This window comes from Streptomyces sp. NPDC036984 (assembly GCF_055607665.1).
Genome location: NZ_JBVJRL010000009.1, coordinates 194,206 through 208,387, shown reverse-complemented (window position 1 = coordinate 208,387; position 14,182 = coordinate 194,206). Strand labels below are relative to the sequence as shown.

The 14,182-nt window shown below is 72.6% G+C and carries 12 protein-coding genes; 4 read left to right on the top strand and 8 right to left on the bottom strand.

Annotation, left to right across the window (positions count from 1 at the left end; translation table 11 throughout):
• Positions 1–83: 83 nt before the first annotated feature.
• Positions 84–524, top strand: a complete 441-nt coding sequence (locus tag ACZ7DL_RS19175) for a hypothetical protein (RefSeq protein ID WP_470775341.1) — start codon at positions 84–86, stop codon at positions 522–524.
• Positions 521–4,564 carry a CHAT domain-containing protein gene (locus tag ACZ7DL_RS19170; RefSeq protein WP_470775340.1) on the top strand — a complete coding sequence of 1,348 codons (4,044 nt, stop codon included), beginning with the start codon at positions 521–523 and terminating at the stop codon, positions 4,562–4,564. The genes ACZ7DL_RS19175 and ACZ7DL_RS19170 overlap by 4 nt, the downstream gene beginning before the upstream one ends.
• Here ACZ7DL_RS19170 and ACZ7DL_RS19165 read toward each other — a convergent pair.
• Positions 4,552–5,070, bottom strand: a complete 519-nt coding sequence (locus tag ACZ7DL_RS19165) for a winged helix-turn-helix transcriptional regulator (protein ID WP_470775339.1) — start codon at positions 5,068–5,070, stop codon at positions 4,552–4,554. The two genes, ACZ7DL_RS19170 and ACZ7DL_RS19165, sit on opposite strands and share 13 nt — an antisense overlap.
• Positions 5,071–5,188: 118 nt before the next feature.
• Here ACZ7DL_RS19165 and ACZ7DL_RS19160 point away from each other — a divergent pair, with 118 nt between their 5' ends.
• Together ACZ7DL_RS19160 and ACZ7DL_RS19155 are read left to right on the top strand one after the other, a co-directional pair.
• Positions 5,189–5,701 (top strand): SRPBCC family protein, encoded by a 513-nt coding sequence (locus tag ACZ7DL_RS19160; protein WP_470775338.1) that lies wholly within the window; start codon positions 5,189–5,191, stop codon positions 5,699–5,701.
• Positions 5,701–6,795 carry an LLM class flavin-dependent oxidoreductase gene (locus ACZ7DL_RS19155; RefSeq protein ID WP_470775337.1) on the top strand — a complete coding sequence of 365 codons (1,095 nt, stop codon included), beginning with the start codon at positions 5,701–5,703 and terminating at the stop codon, positions 6,793–6,795. The genes ACZ7DL_RS19160 and ACZ7DL_RS19155 overlap by 1 nt, the downstream gene beginning before the upstream one ends.
• A 249-nt stretch (positions 6,796–7,044) precedes the next feature.
• Here the strand turns inward: ACZ7DL_RS19155 and ACZ7DL_RS19150 are convergent, their stop codons facing one another.
• The 7 genes from ACZ7DL_RS19150 to ACZ7DL_RS19120 form a co-directional block, all read right to left on the bottom strand.
• Positions 7,045–7,809: a class I SAM-dependent methyltransferase gene (locus tag ACZ7DL_RS19150; RefSeq protein ID WP_470775336.1), complete on the bottom strand. Its 765-nt coding sequence runs from the start codon at positions 7,807–7,809 to the stop codon at positions 7,045–7,047.
• Positions 7,810–8,399: 590 nt separating this feature from the next.
• The gene (locus tag ACZ7DL_RS19145) at positions 8,400–8,828 is read right to left on the bottom strand and encodes a hypothetical protein (RefSeq protein ID WP_470775335.1); all 429 of its coding nucleotides are present in this window, start codon (positions 8,826–8,828) and stop codon (positions 8,400–8,402) included.
• Positions 8,829–8,845: 17 nt separating this feature from the next.
• Positions 8,846–9,718, bottom strand: a complete 873-nt coding sequence (locus tag ACZ7DL_RS19140; protein ID WP_470775334.1) for an STM4011 family radical SAM protein — start codon at positions 9,716–9,718, stop codon at positions 8,846–8,848.
• Between the two features lie 10 nt (positions 9,719–9,728).
• A complete protein-coding gene (locus ACZ7DL_RS19135) occupies positions 9,729–11,078 on the bottom strand; it encodes an STM4012 family radical SAM protein (RefSeq protein WP_470775333.1) in 1,350 nt (449 codons plus the stop codon).
• Positions 11,075–11,962 (bottom strand): STM4013/SEN3800 family hydrolase, encoded by an 888-nt coding sequence (locus ACZ7DL_RS19130; protein ID WP_470775332.1) that lies wholly within the window; start codon positions 11,960–11,962, stop codon positions 11,075–11,077. Before ACZ7DL_RS19130 ends, ACZ7DL_RS19135 begins: the two co-directional genes overlap by 4 nt.
• A 46-nt stretch (positions 11,963–12,008) precedes the next feature.
• Positions 12,009–13,199, bottom strand: a complete 1,191-nt coding sequence (locus ACZ7DL_RS19125) for an STM4014 family protein (RefSeq protein WP_470775331.1) — start codon at positions 13,197–13,199, stop codon at positions 12,009–12,011.
• Complete coding sequence (locus tag ACZ7DL_RS19120; protein ID WP_470775330.1) at positions 13,200–14,156, bottom strand: STM4015 family protein; 957 nt, start codon at positions 14,154–14,156, stop codon at positions 13,200–13,202.
• Positions 14,157–14,182 lie beyond the last annotated feature (26 nt).

Sequence of the window (14,182 nt, the reverse complement as noted above, 5' to 3'; positions counted from 1 at the left end):
CGCACCTGTGCGCCGGGTCGATCGTCGCAGCCGGAGCCGTCCGGGACTTCCGCCTCGGTGCCCCAAGCGGGCAACATGGCGCAATGACACAGGAATCCCCCGCGCCGCCGGGTGAGCCCACGCGTTCCGTCGGGGCACTCCTCCTGACGTTCCTGGCAGGTTCCGTACTCCTGCCCGTGCTCCAGGGGATGGCGGCGAAAGCGGGTGAGGACCTCTACGCATGGGTGCGCAGAATCCTCCCGGGGCAGCGGGCCGAGGCCGCCGAGGAACAGCTGATGAACGAGGGCCAGATCGCGTTGGTCGACACCACGCGGCGCGTGGTCTTCCAGCTGCCCGCCGATCTGACGGGTCGTGAGGCGGCGGCCATTCTCGGGCTCCGGCTTCCCACCGCCGCCGACGCCTGGCTGCTGATCAGGAAGGACTACGGGCGGCAGGCGTGGGTGATCGAGAGGGTGGACGGGCCACCCACGGCGGGCATCGAGGCGGCGGCGGACGATCCTCCGCAAGCGGGCGCCGCACAGTGAGGCGAGGGGACGCCCTGGGCCGGGCCACACAGCTGGTCGACGCGTACCGGCGGCTGTCCCAGGAGCCGGAACCGGCGGCCGTGACGCAGTTCGTCCGGGCCCTGCTCTCGGAGGAGACCCATCGCGCGCTGACCGTCCTGGCCGGCGCCATGGCGCTGGACCGGGTGGTGGCCGCCGGCCAGGTCGACGCCGACAGTCTGGACATCGAGGCGATCACCGCGTACGGGTGGGTGCAGTACCTCCGAGCCGACGTGCTGCGCGAGGAGGAGGAGGGCTCGCTGCGGGCACACGCGATGTTCGTCCTGTCCCTGGCCTACCAGTACGACCCCGCGCTCGTGCCGGCGGAGACCCTGCCGGCCTTCATCGCGGCCTCCCCCGACCAGGCTTTCGCGCTCGGTGCGGAAAAGCTCGCGGACCACCATCGGTCCGGCGACACCGAGACGCTGTTCCTCGCCGTCGAACTGCTCGAAGGCGCGACAGCCGACGCCGACCCCGAACTGCCGGAAAAGGAGGAGTGGTTCGCGCAACTCGTCTACGCGTACTCGGCGCTGTCCGTCCACCACCTCATGCGGTATCTGCACACGCGGGACCGGGAGCAGCTGGACCAGGCGATCGAAGCGGCGCGCCTGGCGGTCGCCCACAGCCCCACCGCGCTCTGGCCGGACCTGGCCGACCAGCTGTCGGACTGCCTGCGCGTGCAGGCGGAGGCGTACGGCGATCTCGGCAGCGCCGAGGAGGCGGTGACACTCAGCCGCACCGCTGTCCTGTTCTCGGGGCTGGGCGGCCGGACCGAGCCCCGTTTCCTGTCCCGGCTGGCGGTGGCCCTGCGGGTCGCCTTCGAGATCGCGCCGGCCATCGACCGCATCGACGAGGCCGTCGAGTTCGGCCGCAAGGCGGTGGAGCACACGCCTGCCGGGGATCCCAACTGGCCGGCCAGGGCGGGCAACCACGCCACCGCCCTCACGCTGCGCTACAAGCTGACCGCCCGCACCGACGACATCAACGAGGCGATCGAGTGGCACTCCCGCGCCGCGGAACGGCAGAATCCCGGTGACCCCGACCCGGGGATGGCCCACTCCAACCTCTGTGAGGCGCTGCGCCTTCGGTATCTGCCGACGACGGACGTGTCCGGCCTGAACCGGGCGATCGAGGCCGGGCGGCGTGCCGTGGCGCTGACCGCGCCCCAGCACGCCCACTACGCGATGTACTGCGCGAACGTGGCCGCCGCTGTCCTGTCGCTCCACACCCTGACCGAGGACGGCAGCCTCGTGGACGAGGCCCTGCGGATGGCCCGGGCCGCCTTCGAGGCGACGCCCGAGGGACATGCCGAGTACCACCAGCGTCTGGGCGTCCTCATCGGCGCGTTACGGGAGAGCGTCCGCCGCACCGGCGACACCAGGGCCTTCCGCGAGACGCTGGAACTGTCGCGCCGCGCCATCGCTGCCGTGGACCCGGCCGATCCGGACTACCCGGGCGTCCTCTCCGTCCACGCGCGCGTCCTTCAGGACCACTACGCCGGCACCGGCCGGCGGGCGTACCTCCAGGAGTGCGTGAGCACACTGAGGACCGCGAGCGAGGCCGTCACTCCGGACCGCTTCCGCAAGGCCCAGATCCTGCGCACGCTGGTCGGCACGTGGAAGGAGGCGATCTCGGCCGAGGCGGCATCCCCGCAGGAGCTGGCGAAGCTCGTCGCCACCATGCGCGCTCTCCTCCAGGAGGCCGAACCCACGTCGGCCGAACACGGCGAACTCCTCGTCGCCCTCACCGATGCGCTCATCTTCCTCTACGGCCTTAACCCGCGCCCCGAACTGCTGGACGAGACCATCGACGCCGCCTCCCGGCTCCAGGCCGGCACCGAGGACCACCACCTCCATCTGACGGAGTACCTGATCGCTCAGTCGGAACCCTTCCTACGGCTGTACGAGAGGTCCAGTGACCCCGTCGCCCTCGACCAGGCGATCCGGGCTCTGCGGCGCGCGCACACCCTCCTCGACGGGTTCGACCACAAGCGTGCGCAGGTGGCGCAGAGCCTGTGCGTGCTGCTGGACGCCGCCGCCGGCTTCCGCGGCCCGACCGCGCTCACGGAGGCCATCCGGTTCGGACGGGAAGCCGTCGGGCTCTTCCCCTCCGGCACCTCCCCATGGCGCTCCGCCCAGACGGCTCTGAGCAGCGCACTTCAGGACCACGCGCGCAGGACGGGCAACCGGCGCCACCTGGAAGAGGCTCTGGGCATCTCCCGTCGGCTCGTAGAAGCGGCGCGGCGGGGCGCGGACGCACACAGCAGCTACCTCTTCGATCTGGGGCTGGGCCTCGAAATTCGCGCCTCGCTCGACGGCGACCCGAAGGACCTCGACGAAGCCGTCCGGATCTTCCGGGACCTCGCCGCGGACCGGAAGACCGACGACGTGAAGCGTTCCCGACGCCTGTTCCAGCTGGGGCGTCTGTACCTCCAGCGGCACCGGGCCAGGGGTAGGCGTGCAGACCTGCGGGCGGCGATCGATGCCTTCACCGAGGCGGCCCGCCTGCCGGACGCGGCCCCGCTCCAGCGGCTGACCGCCGCGCGCAGCAGCGGAGAGCTCCACGCGGACCGCGGCGAATGGGAGGCGGCGACGGACGCCTACGCCCTGGCGATCGAACAGCTGCCCCTGGCCATCGGCCCGCGCCTGATGCGCGAGGCCCAGGAGTCCATCCTGCCGGACACGACGGGGATCGCGATCGCGGCCGCGTCGTGCGCGCTGGAGCTCGGCGACGCGCTGCGGGCGGTGCGCCTGCTGGAAGCAGGCCGGGCGACCCTGATCTCCCAGGTGCTCGATCTGCGCGGCCCGCTGTCGGCCGTACAGGAGCACGCTCCTCATCTGGCGGCCCAGTGGCAGCAGCTGCGGGAGGAGTCGTCGGCCATCGGCCCGGAGACGCTGGTGCAGCGCCACCGGCGCGCCGCGCGCTGGCAGGCGCTGCGCAAGGAGCTCGGCTCACTCCCCGCAGTCGCGGAGATGCTGGCGCCGCTGCCCCACCAGGCACTCGCGGACGCCACCGACGGCGGGCCCGTCGTCATCGTCACCACCCACGAGTCAGGCACCCACGCGGTCATCGTCGCGGAGGGCGACGTCGAGGCGATCAGGCTCCCCCTCTCGGAAGACGACGTCGGCCGAGCCGTCGACCGGCTGCTGCACATACAGCCGGAGGCCGGCACGCAGCCGAGTGCGGCCCGTGCCGTGTCCGAGCTGCTGGAGCGGATGTGGGACACGGTCGCCCAGCCCGTCCTGCACGCCCTGGGGCTGGACAGGCCGCGCAGCCCGGCCGAGGCGCCTCGCCTGTGGTGGTGCCCGACCGGGCTGTTCACCTTCCTGCCCCTGGCGGCAGCAGGGCACCACACCTCCACCGACACGGTCCTCGACCGCGTGGTCTCGTCGTTCACTCCGACGCTCCGGGCTCTCGTCCATGTACGACGGCCACGGCCTGCTCCGACCGGCTCCTTCCTGAGCGTGGCCGTACCCGACGCGGCCGACTGGCCGCCCCTGGCCGGGGTGGAGGCGGAGACCGAGTACTTGCGGGCGCGTTTCCCCGAGGGTGTCTTCCTCGCGGGCGCCGACGCGGCCGCGCCGCTCGTGCTCGGACAGTTGGCCGAGGCGCGTCAGGTGCACTTCGCCTGCCATGGGATGAGCGACCCCTACAGCCCGTCGTCCAGCCGTCTGATCCTGCACGACGGCTCGGAGCTGCGGGTGACCGACGTCAGCAGGCTCGACCTCGACGCCGATGTGGCGTTCCTGTCAGCATGCAGCACGGCGCAGGGCGGCTACGCCCTGCCGGACGAAGCGATCACCATCGCCTCCGCGTTCCTCCTGGCCGGCTACCGCAACGTCGTCGCCACCTTGTGGCCGATCTACGACACGCAGGCCCCGTACGTCGCCCAGGACTTCTACCGGGCCCTCACCCCGGCGAACGGACCGGCCCGGGCACTCCATGAGGCGATCCACCGCGCACGCGCCCGCGTTCCCGGCCGCCCCGACGTGTGGTCCTCGTACGTGCACTACGGAGCCTGACGGTCGGCGTCGAGGTGGAATCTCCGCCGGACGTCCGGGCGGTCGAGCAGTTTCGGCGGGTATCCCGGGCCCGGCCGCGGGGTGACGTCCTCCCAGGCGAGGGGCTCCTTGCAGTGGGAGCAGACGACCTCGGCGCGAGTGTCGTGGCCGCACGTGTCATGGCGGGTGGTGACCGGTACGCCCGCCTCGTCGGCGAGCCAGCGGTCGCCCCAGGCACCGATGGCGAGGATCACGGGGTAGAAGTCGCGGCCCGACTCGGTGAGCAGGTACTCGTGCCGGACCGGCTGGGTCTCGTAGACGCGTTTCTCCAGCAGTCCCGCGTCGACCAGTCGGCGCAGGCGTTCGGTGAGGGTGTTGCGGGCGATGCCGAGTTCCTGCTGGAAGTCGTCGAACCTGCGGATGCCGTAGAACGCCTCCCGCAGCACCAGGGGGGTCCACCGGTCTCCGAGCAGATCCATGCTCCTGGCCACCGAGCAGGGCCAGTTCGCGAACGTCGTGCGCCTCATGACCCGATGATACGAGTCTCTCTTTGAAACTCAGCAGGCAAATGACCGGCCCGACCCTTGCGAGGGTGAGTCTTAATACGCAACTATGCAGGTCATACGCGAGGAGGAGTCACGCGCCATGGAATGGACGGGACAGGTCTACGCGGACACCCCGACGGTGTCCGTGAGCACCTACATCGACGCGCCGGTGGATCGTGTGTGGGCGCTGGTGAGCGACATCCACCTGATGCCGCGCCTGAGTTCGGAGCTGCGGGAGGTGGAGTGGCTCGACGGAGCGACCGCCCCGCGGCGAGGCGTGCGCTTCATCGGGCGCAGCACCCACCCCGACCTGGGCAGCTGGGAGACGACCAGTACGGTCGTGGAGTGCCGGGCCCCGTGGTGCTTCAGCTGGGCGGTGGGCGATCCTGACCATCCCGCCGGCGTGTGGCGCTTCACGCTGACCCGGGAGGGTTCGGGGACCGGCCTGGAGCAGTGGGCGCAGATGGGGCCGGCTCCGTCCGGGCTGACCCATGCCATCGAGGCCATGCCCGAGAAGGAACAGAAGATCGTCTTCGTCAGGCTCCGCGAGTTCGAGACCGGGATGAAGGCCAACCTCGCCGCCCTCAAGGATCTCGCGGAACGGGAGAAGTGATGCGCACCGCGACCACCATCGAGGCCTCGGGCGGCACCTGGCGCGAGACCGTCGACTTCGTCCTCGAAGCCGAGAGACTGGGGCTGGACGTCTGCTGGGTCGCCGAGGCCTGGGGCAGCGACGCTCCCTCGCCGCTGGGGTATCTCGCCGCACGCACCGACCGGATGCTCCTGGGCTCCGGTGTCATCCAGCTCGCCACCCGCTCCCCCGTGACGCTCGCCCAGACCGCGATGACCCTCGCGCAGCTGTCCGAGGGCCGCTTCCTGCTCGGGCTCGGCGCGTCCGGTCCTCAGGTGATCGAGGGCCTGCACGGCATCCCGTTCACCCGCCCGCTGACCCGGATGCGGGAGACGGTCGAGATCGTCCGCAGCGCCTTCACCGGGGAGAAGATCGCCTACCAGGGCCGCCAGTTCACCATCCCGCTGCCCGACGGCGAAGGCCGCCCCATGCGCCTGAGTCTCGCCGCGGTGCCCGTTCCCGTGTATCTCGCCGCCCTCTCCCCGAAGATGCTGGAGCTCACCGGCGAGATCGCCGACGGCTGGCTCGGCACGAGCTTCGTCCCCGAAGGAGCCGCCGCCTACTTCACCCACCTCGACACGGGGCTCGCCCGCGCGGGCCGCACCCGGGCACAGCTCGACGTCTGCCAGGGAGGCGAGATCAACATCGTCGCCGACGAAGGCGACCTCGCCGGCATCGTCGGCAGCCGCAAGAAAGAACTCGCCTTCTCTCTCGGCGGCATGGGATCGGGCTCCACCAACTTCTACAACAACGCCTACAGCCGGCAGGGGTGGGCGGAGGTCGCCGCCCAGGTGCGGGAACGCTGGCAGGCGGGTGACCGCGACGGCGCCGCCGCGCTGGTCACCGACGACATGGTGCTGGCCACTACCCTCATCGGCACCGAGGACATGGTCCGCGAACGGCTCGGGGTGTGGCAGGACGCGGGCGTGGACACCGTGCGCCTGTACCCGGCCGGCGACACACTCAAGGCCCGTATCGACAATCTCGGCCGCGGCATCGACCTGATCCGGTCGGTCACCGGCCGCCGAGGTGCCCCCGGACCGGCCCCGGATGAGGAGGAGCCGAGAAAGCGGTGACCGGCGGGACCGCCGCCACGGTGTCGGCACCGGGGAAGCGGTGACCAACCGGACGCCGCGACGGCGTCGGCACCTTCCGGACGTTCCTCATGTCCCCCCTCATCGGCGGCCGAGGGCACACCGGCCGGTCCGCGTCGCGGCAGGCCTCGGGCGACGTGAGGCCTGCGTGGTCTCTCCTCCGTGCGCTCACGGGCGCAGGATCAGCCGGACCGGGTTGCCCTCCTTCTTCTCCAGCAGCCCTGTCCCGCGTCAGGCCTTGACGGCGTGCAGGATGCGCATGCCTCTGGCGTCGGCGGTGTCGCGGCGGATGTCCAGGCCCGCCGCCCGGCACTGTGCGGCCAGCCAGGAGGACGCGATCCGTAGCTTGGGGTAGCTGCCGACCTGCTGGTGCCAGGCGCCGCCGGCCCGGGTGTGGAGCAGGTCGTGGACGATCACCGTGTCCTCGTCGCGGTATTCGAGGAAGCAGGTGAGCAGCCGGTCGTCGCTGCTGCGCACCGGAAGGAATCGGTCCGTACCGTGCAGTTGTGTCGTCAGGTCCCGGTAGCCGAGGACGAGATGGCCGCCCGGGACGAGGACCCGGCTGATGTGACCGAGCAGCACCGGCACGTCCGCCTTGGACGGCAGGTGGCACAGTGTGTCGCCCATGCAGACGACGGCCGTCGCCGTGCCCGGCTCGGCCGCCTCGGGCAGTACGGTGCGCAGGTCACCCTCCACCGGCCGGACCGTCCCGCCGTCCGGGACGTGCGTGAGGAGTTCGTCCAGCAGGGGGCGGCTGGTGTCCACCGCGATCACCGGGGAGAAGCCCAGGCGGATCAGCGCCAGCGTCTGCGCACCGGAGCCGCAGCCCAGGTCGATGGCCGTGCCGCCGCTCTCCGCTCCGGTCAGGCCGAGGCCGCTGAGCAACGCCGCCTGCTTGTCCGCGACTTGCTGGATGTCGCCGCCCAGCATCCAGGTGTAGTGGTCGGCCAGCATCCGGTCGTAGTGGTCGATGGCACTACCCGTGTCGGGGCTCATGATCCTCCAGTTGTCGTCCGCGCACCCACGGTTGCCACGTCCGTAGGTGAGCGAGGCGGGTTCGCGGGCGGCGCGCAGACGGCGGCGAGCCGACTCGCTCGCCACGGCGCGGCAGCGCAACTCCCCCCGCATTCTGCCGGATCGGGACGGAGCCGAGGGCGGCGGGGCCACGATGTCCACGTCCGCGGTGAGAGCCTCGTCGGGCGAGAGCCGGCCGAAATCGAGCTCGTCACCGGCTCGCGAGCAAAATCTGCCCGGCGTTCACCGACTCCGAATCCGCCCGCGCAGGCAAGGAATCAACCCTCATGGCGCTGGGCACCACCCTCTGACACCGGGGCGGCATCATCGTGCCGCTCGGCTGCCCCGACCCCGCCCACTTCACGAGGCCGGCGACGGCGCGCCCGGCGATGTGGCCTTGGAAGGCGTCCGTCACCAGGCCGGGCGCGCCGTCGACACCGGCACCGTGCTGGAGGCCGGCCGTGCGGTCTGACCGGCAGCCCGACTTGGGCCCGATCGCTCCACTCGGACTCCGGTACGCGCAAGCCACCGGACATGTGAGACCGCGGCTCAACTCCGGCTCGGGGTGCGCGTCATAGACGCCCGCGGGTGAGGCGGGTCAGAGGTCCCCTCGTCCGGCGCTCGGCGCGGCGGCCCAGTGCGTACGACGCCGCCGTCAGGGCCGTGAGGCCGGCGCCCATGCCGGCGGCGACCAGCTTGCGGTGGGCGAGCGCCACCCAGGCCGTCTTGGCCGTGGCGGCGACCTGGCCCGAGGCCGTGATCAGTGCCCGGCGGCCCGACTCGACGCCCCGTGCCGCCGTGTGGGCGGCCGTGTTCGCCGCCGCGGCCGCCCGCTCGGTCCCCGTCTTCGCGGCCGACACCGCGTCGTCGGAGGCCGCCACGGCCTTTTTCGCCGCGCGGCCGGCCGGTGCCGTCGCCTTGTCCGCCGCACGCCGGGCCTTGGAGGCGGTTTCCTGCTCCGTTGCGGTCTTCCGACTCGTGTCGCTGTTCGGTTCGGTCATGGGGTTCGCGTTGCCCGTCACCGTCCGGACAAACGTGTCGCTCCCCCGTGCCCCGCCGGGATGCGTTCCAGGACCCCGCCCGCGAAGACGTCGTACAACGGCAGCGTCTCGAGGTGGACATAGCCGATGTGGCAGTCGCACACGGCCAGGGGGCAGGGGCGCGGGCGGAGCGCGGCCCGGTACGAGCCGTCGTAGAGGTTGCCCAGCTCGGTGCGTACGAAGTGGCAGCGGCGGACGGTGCCCTCGCCGTCGACCGAGACGACCGACTCGCCGGTGCGGCAGGGCAGTCCGGCGCTGGCATGCGGATGGCGGCTGTACGGGAACAGCGGGTCCAGCTGCGTCCAGGCGGCGGCGTCCGCGTCGTCGTAGGTGTGGCCCTCGGCGGCGTTGATCCAGAGGTAGACGTGGTCGGGCAGGTCGGCGCGCAGCCGGCGGGCGTGGTCGAGGTGGGCGGGCAGGCCGACGACGCCGACGCTGTGCCGGATGCCTCGCTCGGCGAGATCGCGGCACTTGGCGAGGAAGCGGTCGTACGGGGTCTGGCCCGGATGGTAGGTACACCACAGGGCGACGGTGTCGGGGTCGGCGTCGGCCAGCCAGTCCGTGCGGCAGCTGAGGTTGGTCTGGATGGCGACGCGGCGCACGTGCGGCAGGTGGGACAGGTCCACCAGGGCCCGCCGGTACCAGGAGCGGACCAGGCCCTCGCCCCACGGGGTGAACAGGACCGAGAGGCGGTCGCCGGTCTGGGCGGTGGCCCACCCGGTGAAGCGTTCCAGGGCCGCGCGGTCGGCGCGCAGTCGGGCCGTGCTGTCGCGCCGCTTGGCGAAGGGGCAGTACGGGCAGTCGTAGTCGCAGGAGGCGAGCGGGCCGCGGTAGAGGAGCGTCAGGTCCATGCGGGCGGCCCTACTTGCGTTCGTACGCGGCCATCGCGGCCCGTACGGCCGGGGAGAACAGCTCCGGCCCTATCGCGTCGGAGTGTGCCAGGCCCTCCGCCGTCAGGCGCAGCCGCTGAGCACCGCCGTCCCGCTCGAGCCAGCCGCGGTCGGCGAAGCGGCTCAGCTCGGGTCCGAAGTCGTCGGCGGGGTCGCTGCCGAAACGGGTCCGGTAGTCGGCGACGGCCAGGCCCTCCGCCTGGAGGAGGGACTGGAGGAGATGGCGGCGGCGTGCCTCGTCCGGTGTCATGCGGCGGCCGTACTCGGCGTGGGCGAAGTCGGCGGCGGGGCGGGACACGTAGTCGTCGATGATGGCGCGGATCTGGTGCATGTCGACTGCGTAGTCGAACGAGTAGTGCAGATCAGACGTATAGGAGCGGGCGCCGCAGCCGAGGCCGATCATGCCGTCGGTCTGGCAGGCGTAGTCGTCCGCGCCCTGTGGCGGGGCGTCGGCGCGGCGGAACATGCGCATCGAGGTCTGCACGTAGCCGTGCGCGAGGAGGTGGTCGCGGCCCAGGCGGTACAGGCGCAGCCGTTGCTCGTCCCAGGCGGGATCGGCGCCGGTGCGGCGGCGGTCGAGGCCGGTGAGGGGGCGGACGTAGAGGGGGTAGAGGTAGAGCTCCTCGGGGTGCCAGGCCAGGGCGGCGTCCAGCGAGTGGAGCCAGCTGGCGTCCGTCTGGCCGTCGATGCCGTAGATCAGGTCGATGTTCAGCACCGGCAGGGCCGCGTCCCGCACGCGGGCGAGGGCCGCCTCCACGTCCGCGCGGCGCTGGGGGCGTACGGCGGCGCGGGCCTCGGAGTCGACGAAGCTCTGGACGCCGAGGCTGAGCCGGGTGGCGCCCCGTTCGGCCAGGACCGCGAGGCGGTCGGCGGTGGCCGTGGCGGGCGACGCCTCGACGGAGAGCGGGACGGCGCGCAGGTCGGCTCCCATCCGGTGCTCGGCTATGTCGCACAGGCGGTGGAGTTCGGCGGCGGTGAGGAAGGTGGGGGTGCCGCCGCCGAACGCGGCCGTCGAGAACCGGACGCCGGCCGTGTCGCCGAGGGCCTCGCGGACCGTCGTCGCCTGGCGTTCCAGGGCGTCGAGGTAGGCGGTGGTCAGGCCGTCGGGGGCACCGATCCGGGTGAACAGGTTGCAGAAGCCGCAGCGGACCTCGCAGAAAGGCACGTGCAGGTAGAGGGAGAGCGCGTCCTTGGGCTCCCGCGCCCACAGGGTCCGGATCAGGGGCCGGTCGGGCAGGCGGCGGTAGGCCGTCTTGTGTGGGTAGGCGTAGACGTAGCTCTGGTAGGGGCCGGCGTCGGTGGGCTGGGGTGCGAGGGTCATCGGGCGACCTCGGCGGGCGTGATCTGCCGGTCCTGGTCCTGGTCCGGGTCCGGGTCCTGGTCCGGGTCCTGGTCCTGGTCCTGGTCCTGGTCGAGGAAGAAGTGCGCGTAGGGCACGGTCCACACGGATGCATGGCCGAGGCGGTGTCCGGTGTACCCGCCGTCGCCGTAGGCGGTGCCGTGGTCGGAGCAGACGATGGCGAAGCAGCGGCGCCGGCTGCTCGCGGCGGCGAACAGGCGGCCGATGTGCCGGTCCACGTATTCCAGTGCGGCGGCGTGCGTGGCGCGGGTGTCGCCGGCCTCGCGGGTCGCGCCGGGCAGGTGGAACCAGTTCGGCTGGTGCAGGGCCGACACGTTGACGAAGAGGAAGAGGCGCTGGTCGGCGGGGAGCCGACGGACGACCTGCTCGGCGCGCGTCACCTGCGCCTCGAAGGACGTGGGGGAGGTGACGCCGAACTCCGGCTCCCAGTGGGACTCGTGGAACAGCCCGGGCAGGACCGAGCCGAGCGGACCCTGCTTGTTGAAGAAGCCCACTCCCCCGATGCACACCGTGTGATAGCCGGCCTCGGCGAGGCCGGAGACCAGGTCGGGGGTGTCGTACACGTAGGTGCCGTCGGCGGTGGTCTCACTGCCCGCGAAGCGCGCGGCGAACAGCCGCGGGTGCGGGCCGGGGACCGCCGGTGTCGGCAGGAAGCCGGCGAAGATGGCCTGGTGGGAGGCGTAGGTGAAGCTGCCCGGGGCGTGCCGCTCCTCCCAGCGGCCGCCGGGCAGGTGGCGCGCCAGGTGCGGGATGCGACCCGCCGCCGCCAGCTCGGCCGCCACGTCGTGGCGCAGGGTGTCGAGGGTGACGAGCAGGATGTCGTGGCTCCCGACGATCCGGTTCATGTCCGGTTGCCCGGTCGGGCCCGGGGGCAGGTGCGGAGGCGTCGGGTCAGGCGATCGCATGAGCGGTTCCCGTTCTGTTCTCGTGCGGGTGGTGCGGGGGCGCGTGCCGGGCGACGGCCGCGGCGACCTGTGCCGCGTAGGTGTCGAGGCCCTCGGCACCGCTGCCGGGCAGGCCGGTGAGCCGGGGCAGCAGGTCCCCGAAGGCGTTGACCTCGCCGACGGCCACCCGGTGCCAGCCGACGGCCGGCAGCAGATCCACGCCGACGCAGAGGGTGCGCGGGAAACAGGCCGCTGCCTGTTCGCACACGCCGAGGACGTCCGCCCAGCGGGCGCCCGCCGTCTCCACGGCGGCGCGGACGGCGTCGAGGTCGCCGCGCCGGCCCCCGAGGTGGAGGTTGGTCAGCGGGGAGGCGCTGGTGCGTACGACGGCGTGGGTGGCCCTGCCGGCCACCACGACGACCCGCAGGTCGGCGGCACGGCCCCGCTGGGACGCCTTGGGCAGCCAGCGTTCCAGGTGCAGGCCGTCGGGGGCCAAGGTGTCGACGATGGCCGCGATCTGCCGTTCGTCGTCGTAGCGGTGGATCCGGAGGGAGTTGAACAGGCTCCCGTCCGGGGCGAGTTCGACGGAGGTGGTGGCGCGGATCCGGCCCCCGCCCGCCGACTCGACGGCGAGCACGCCGGACGCGGACGAGCCGTGCGCGAGCTTCACGAACAGCCGCGGCATCCGGTGCTCCCGCATCCCGGCGCGTACGTCGTCCCAGCCGCGCACCGGCGGCGCGTCGGCGCCGGAGGTGGGCGAGGCCGGGACGGGCACGCCCGCGGCGGCCAGCACGGCGTGGCAGCGGCGCTTGTCGAACAGGACGGCGAGGTCGTCCGGGTCGTCCAGCCGGATGCCGCCGCGCAGGCCGTGCAGCGCGGACATCAACGTGGCGTACCAGCGGGCCGAGCCCTCCACCCGGGTCGGGTCCCCGGCGCCGCGCAGCAGCCGGTCGACGTCCGCGTTCTCGCCCGGGGAGTCGAGCCGGACGAGTTCGCCGGCGCCGAAGTCGGCCCCCTCGCGCAGCACGTCCGCCCAGGCGAGGACGCGCGGCGCCGGCAGGCCGGCGGCGCGCACCGCCTGGTCGAAGAGCGCCACGCGGCGGTTCTCCGGGTTGCCGACCACGGCGAACCGCACGGTGCCGGTCGGCCGTGCGCGGGAGTCTGCGTGGTGCGGGGGCTGCGGGGGCTGCGGGGTCACTCACTCACCCACGGACACGTAACGCCACACCGTGCCGTCGTCGTCCTGGTCCTCGTCGGCGTCGTCGCGGTCGAGGTCCAGCTCGACGTCCGCGGGCTCCAGGGTCTGCCGGATGCGGTCCAGGAGGGGCTCGCTGACGTAGTGGTAGTGCAGGTCGAGCTTCTTCAGGTGCGTGAGGGGCTGGCCGCCGAGGAGGGCCGCCGCGCCCTCGTCGGTGAGGACGCCCATGGAGAGGTCCAGCACCTCCAGGCGGGCCACCACCGGGGCGGACGCGACGGCCGCGGCGACGGCGTCCTGGATCTCGCTGTTGCGCAGCGCGAGATGACGCAGGCTGGGCAGCCTGGCTCCGGAGAGTATGGGCTCCAGGTCGGCGGCCTCGCTGTCGCCGCCGTAGTCGGGCGTGCCCAGCCACAGGTCGAGGTGCTCCAGTGCGGGCAGGTCGCTCGCGCCGACGCCGCGCACGACCTCGGCGGGCAGCCCGCCGGCCTCCATGGTCAGCGTGCGGAGCCCGGTGTGGCGCAGGGCGGGGAACCGCAGGCCCGTTCCGCCGCGCACGCCGAACTCGGCCAGCTCGGGGAAGCCGGCCAGGAGCGGAGTGACGTCCGTCTGGTTGATCCAGGAGATCTCGCACTCCTCCGAGTCCATGTCGCCCAGGAACACCGCGCGCAGGGCCGGGAGACGGTCCCGGGCGGCCAGCAGGGCCTCGATGACGGCGGACGGATCGGTGTCGTACGCCTCGCGCCAGGCACCGACGACCAGCGCGCGCACGCGCGTGGTGTCGACCGCGTCCAGGAAGCGGGCGAACGCGGCCTCCCACTCCTCGGCTGCGTCGTAGACGTCGGTGGTGACGCGCCAGGCGACGGCGTCCGGCTCGGGCAGGTCCTTCTTCGCGTCCGGACCGGGGAACGTGTACACGGGCAGCCCGTGGAAGGCGTTCTGGTGCTCACCGATGGTCATGGGCTGCTCCCGGAGCTGGGACGAGT

Excerpts from the sequence above, each read along its gene's own strand:
- ACZ7DL_RS19140 (WP_470775334.1), bottom strand. The coding sequence starts at position 9,718 with ATGGACCTGACGCTCCTCTACCGCGGCCCGCTCGCCTCCTGCGACTAC.
- ACZ7DL_RS19160 (WP_470775338.1), top strand. The coding sequence starts at position 5,189 with ATGGAATGGACGGGACAGGTCTACGCGGACACCCCGACGGTGTCCGTG.
- ACZ7DL_RS19145 (WP_470775335.1), bottom strand. The coding sequence starts at position 8,828 with ATGACCGAACCGAACAGCGACACGAGTCGGAAGACCGCAACGGAGCAG.
- ACZ7DL_RS19165 (WP_470775339.1), bottom strand. The coding sequence starts at position 5,070 with ATGAGGCGCACGACGTTCGCGAACTGGCCCTGCTCGGTGGCCAGGAGC.
- ACZ7DL_RS19150 (WP_470775336.1), bottom strand. The coding sequence starts at position 7,809 with ATGAGCCCCGACACGGGTAGTGCCATCGACCACTACGACCGGATGCTG.
- ACZ7DL_RS19120 (WP_470775330.1), bottom strand. The coding sequence starts at position 14,156 with ATGACCATCGGTGAGCACCAGAACGCCTTCCACGGGCTGCCCGTGTAC.
- ACZ7DL_RS19175 (WP_470775341.1), top strand. The coding sequence starts at position 84 with ATGACACAGGAATCCCCCGCGCCGCCGGGTGAGCCCACGCGTTCCGTC.
- ACZ7DL_RS19155 (WP_470775337.1), top strand. The coding sequence starts at position 5,701 with ATGCGCACCGCGACCACCATCGAGGCCTCGGGCGGCACCTGGCGCGAG.
- ACZ7DL_RS19135 (WP_470775333.1), bottom strand. The coding sequence starts at position 11,078 with ATGACCCTCGCACCCCAGCCCACCGACGCCGGCCCCTACCAGAGCTAC.
- ACZ7DL_RS19130 (WP_470775332.1), bottom strand. The coding sequence starts at position 11,962 with ATGAACCGGATCGTCGGGAGCCACGACATCCTGCTCGTCACCCTCGAC.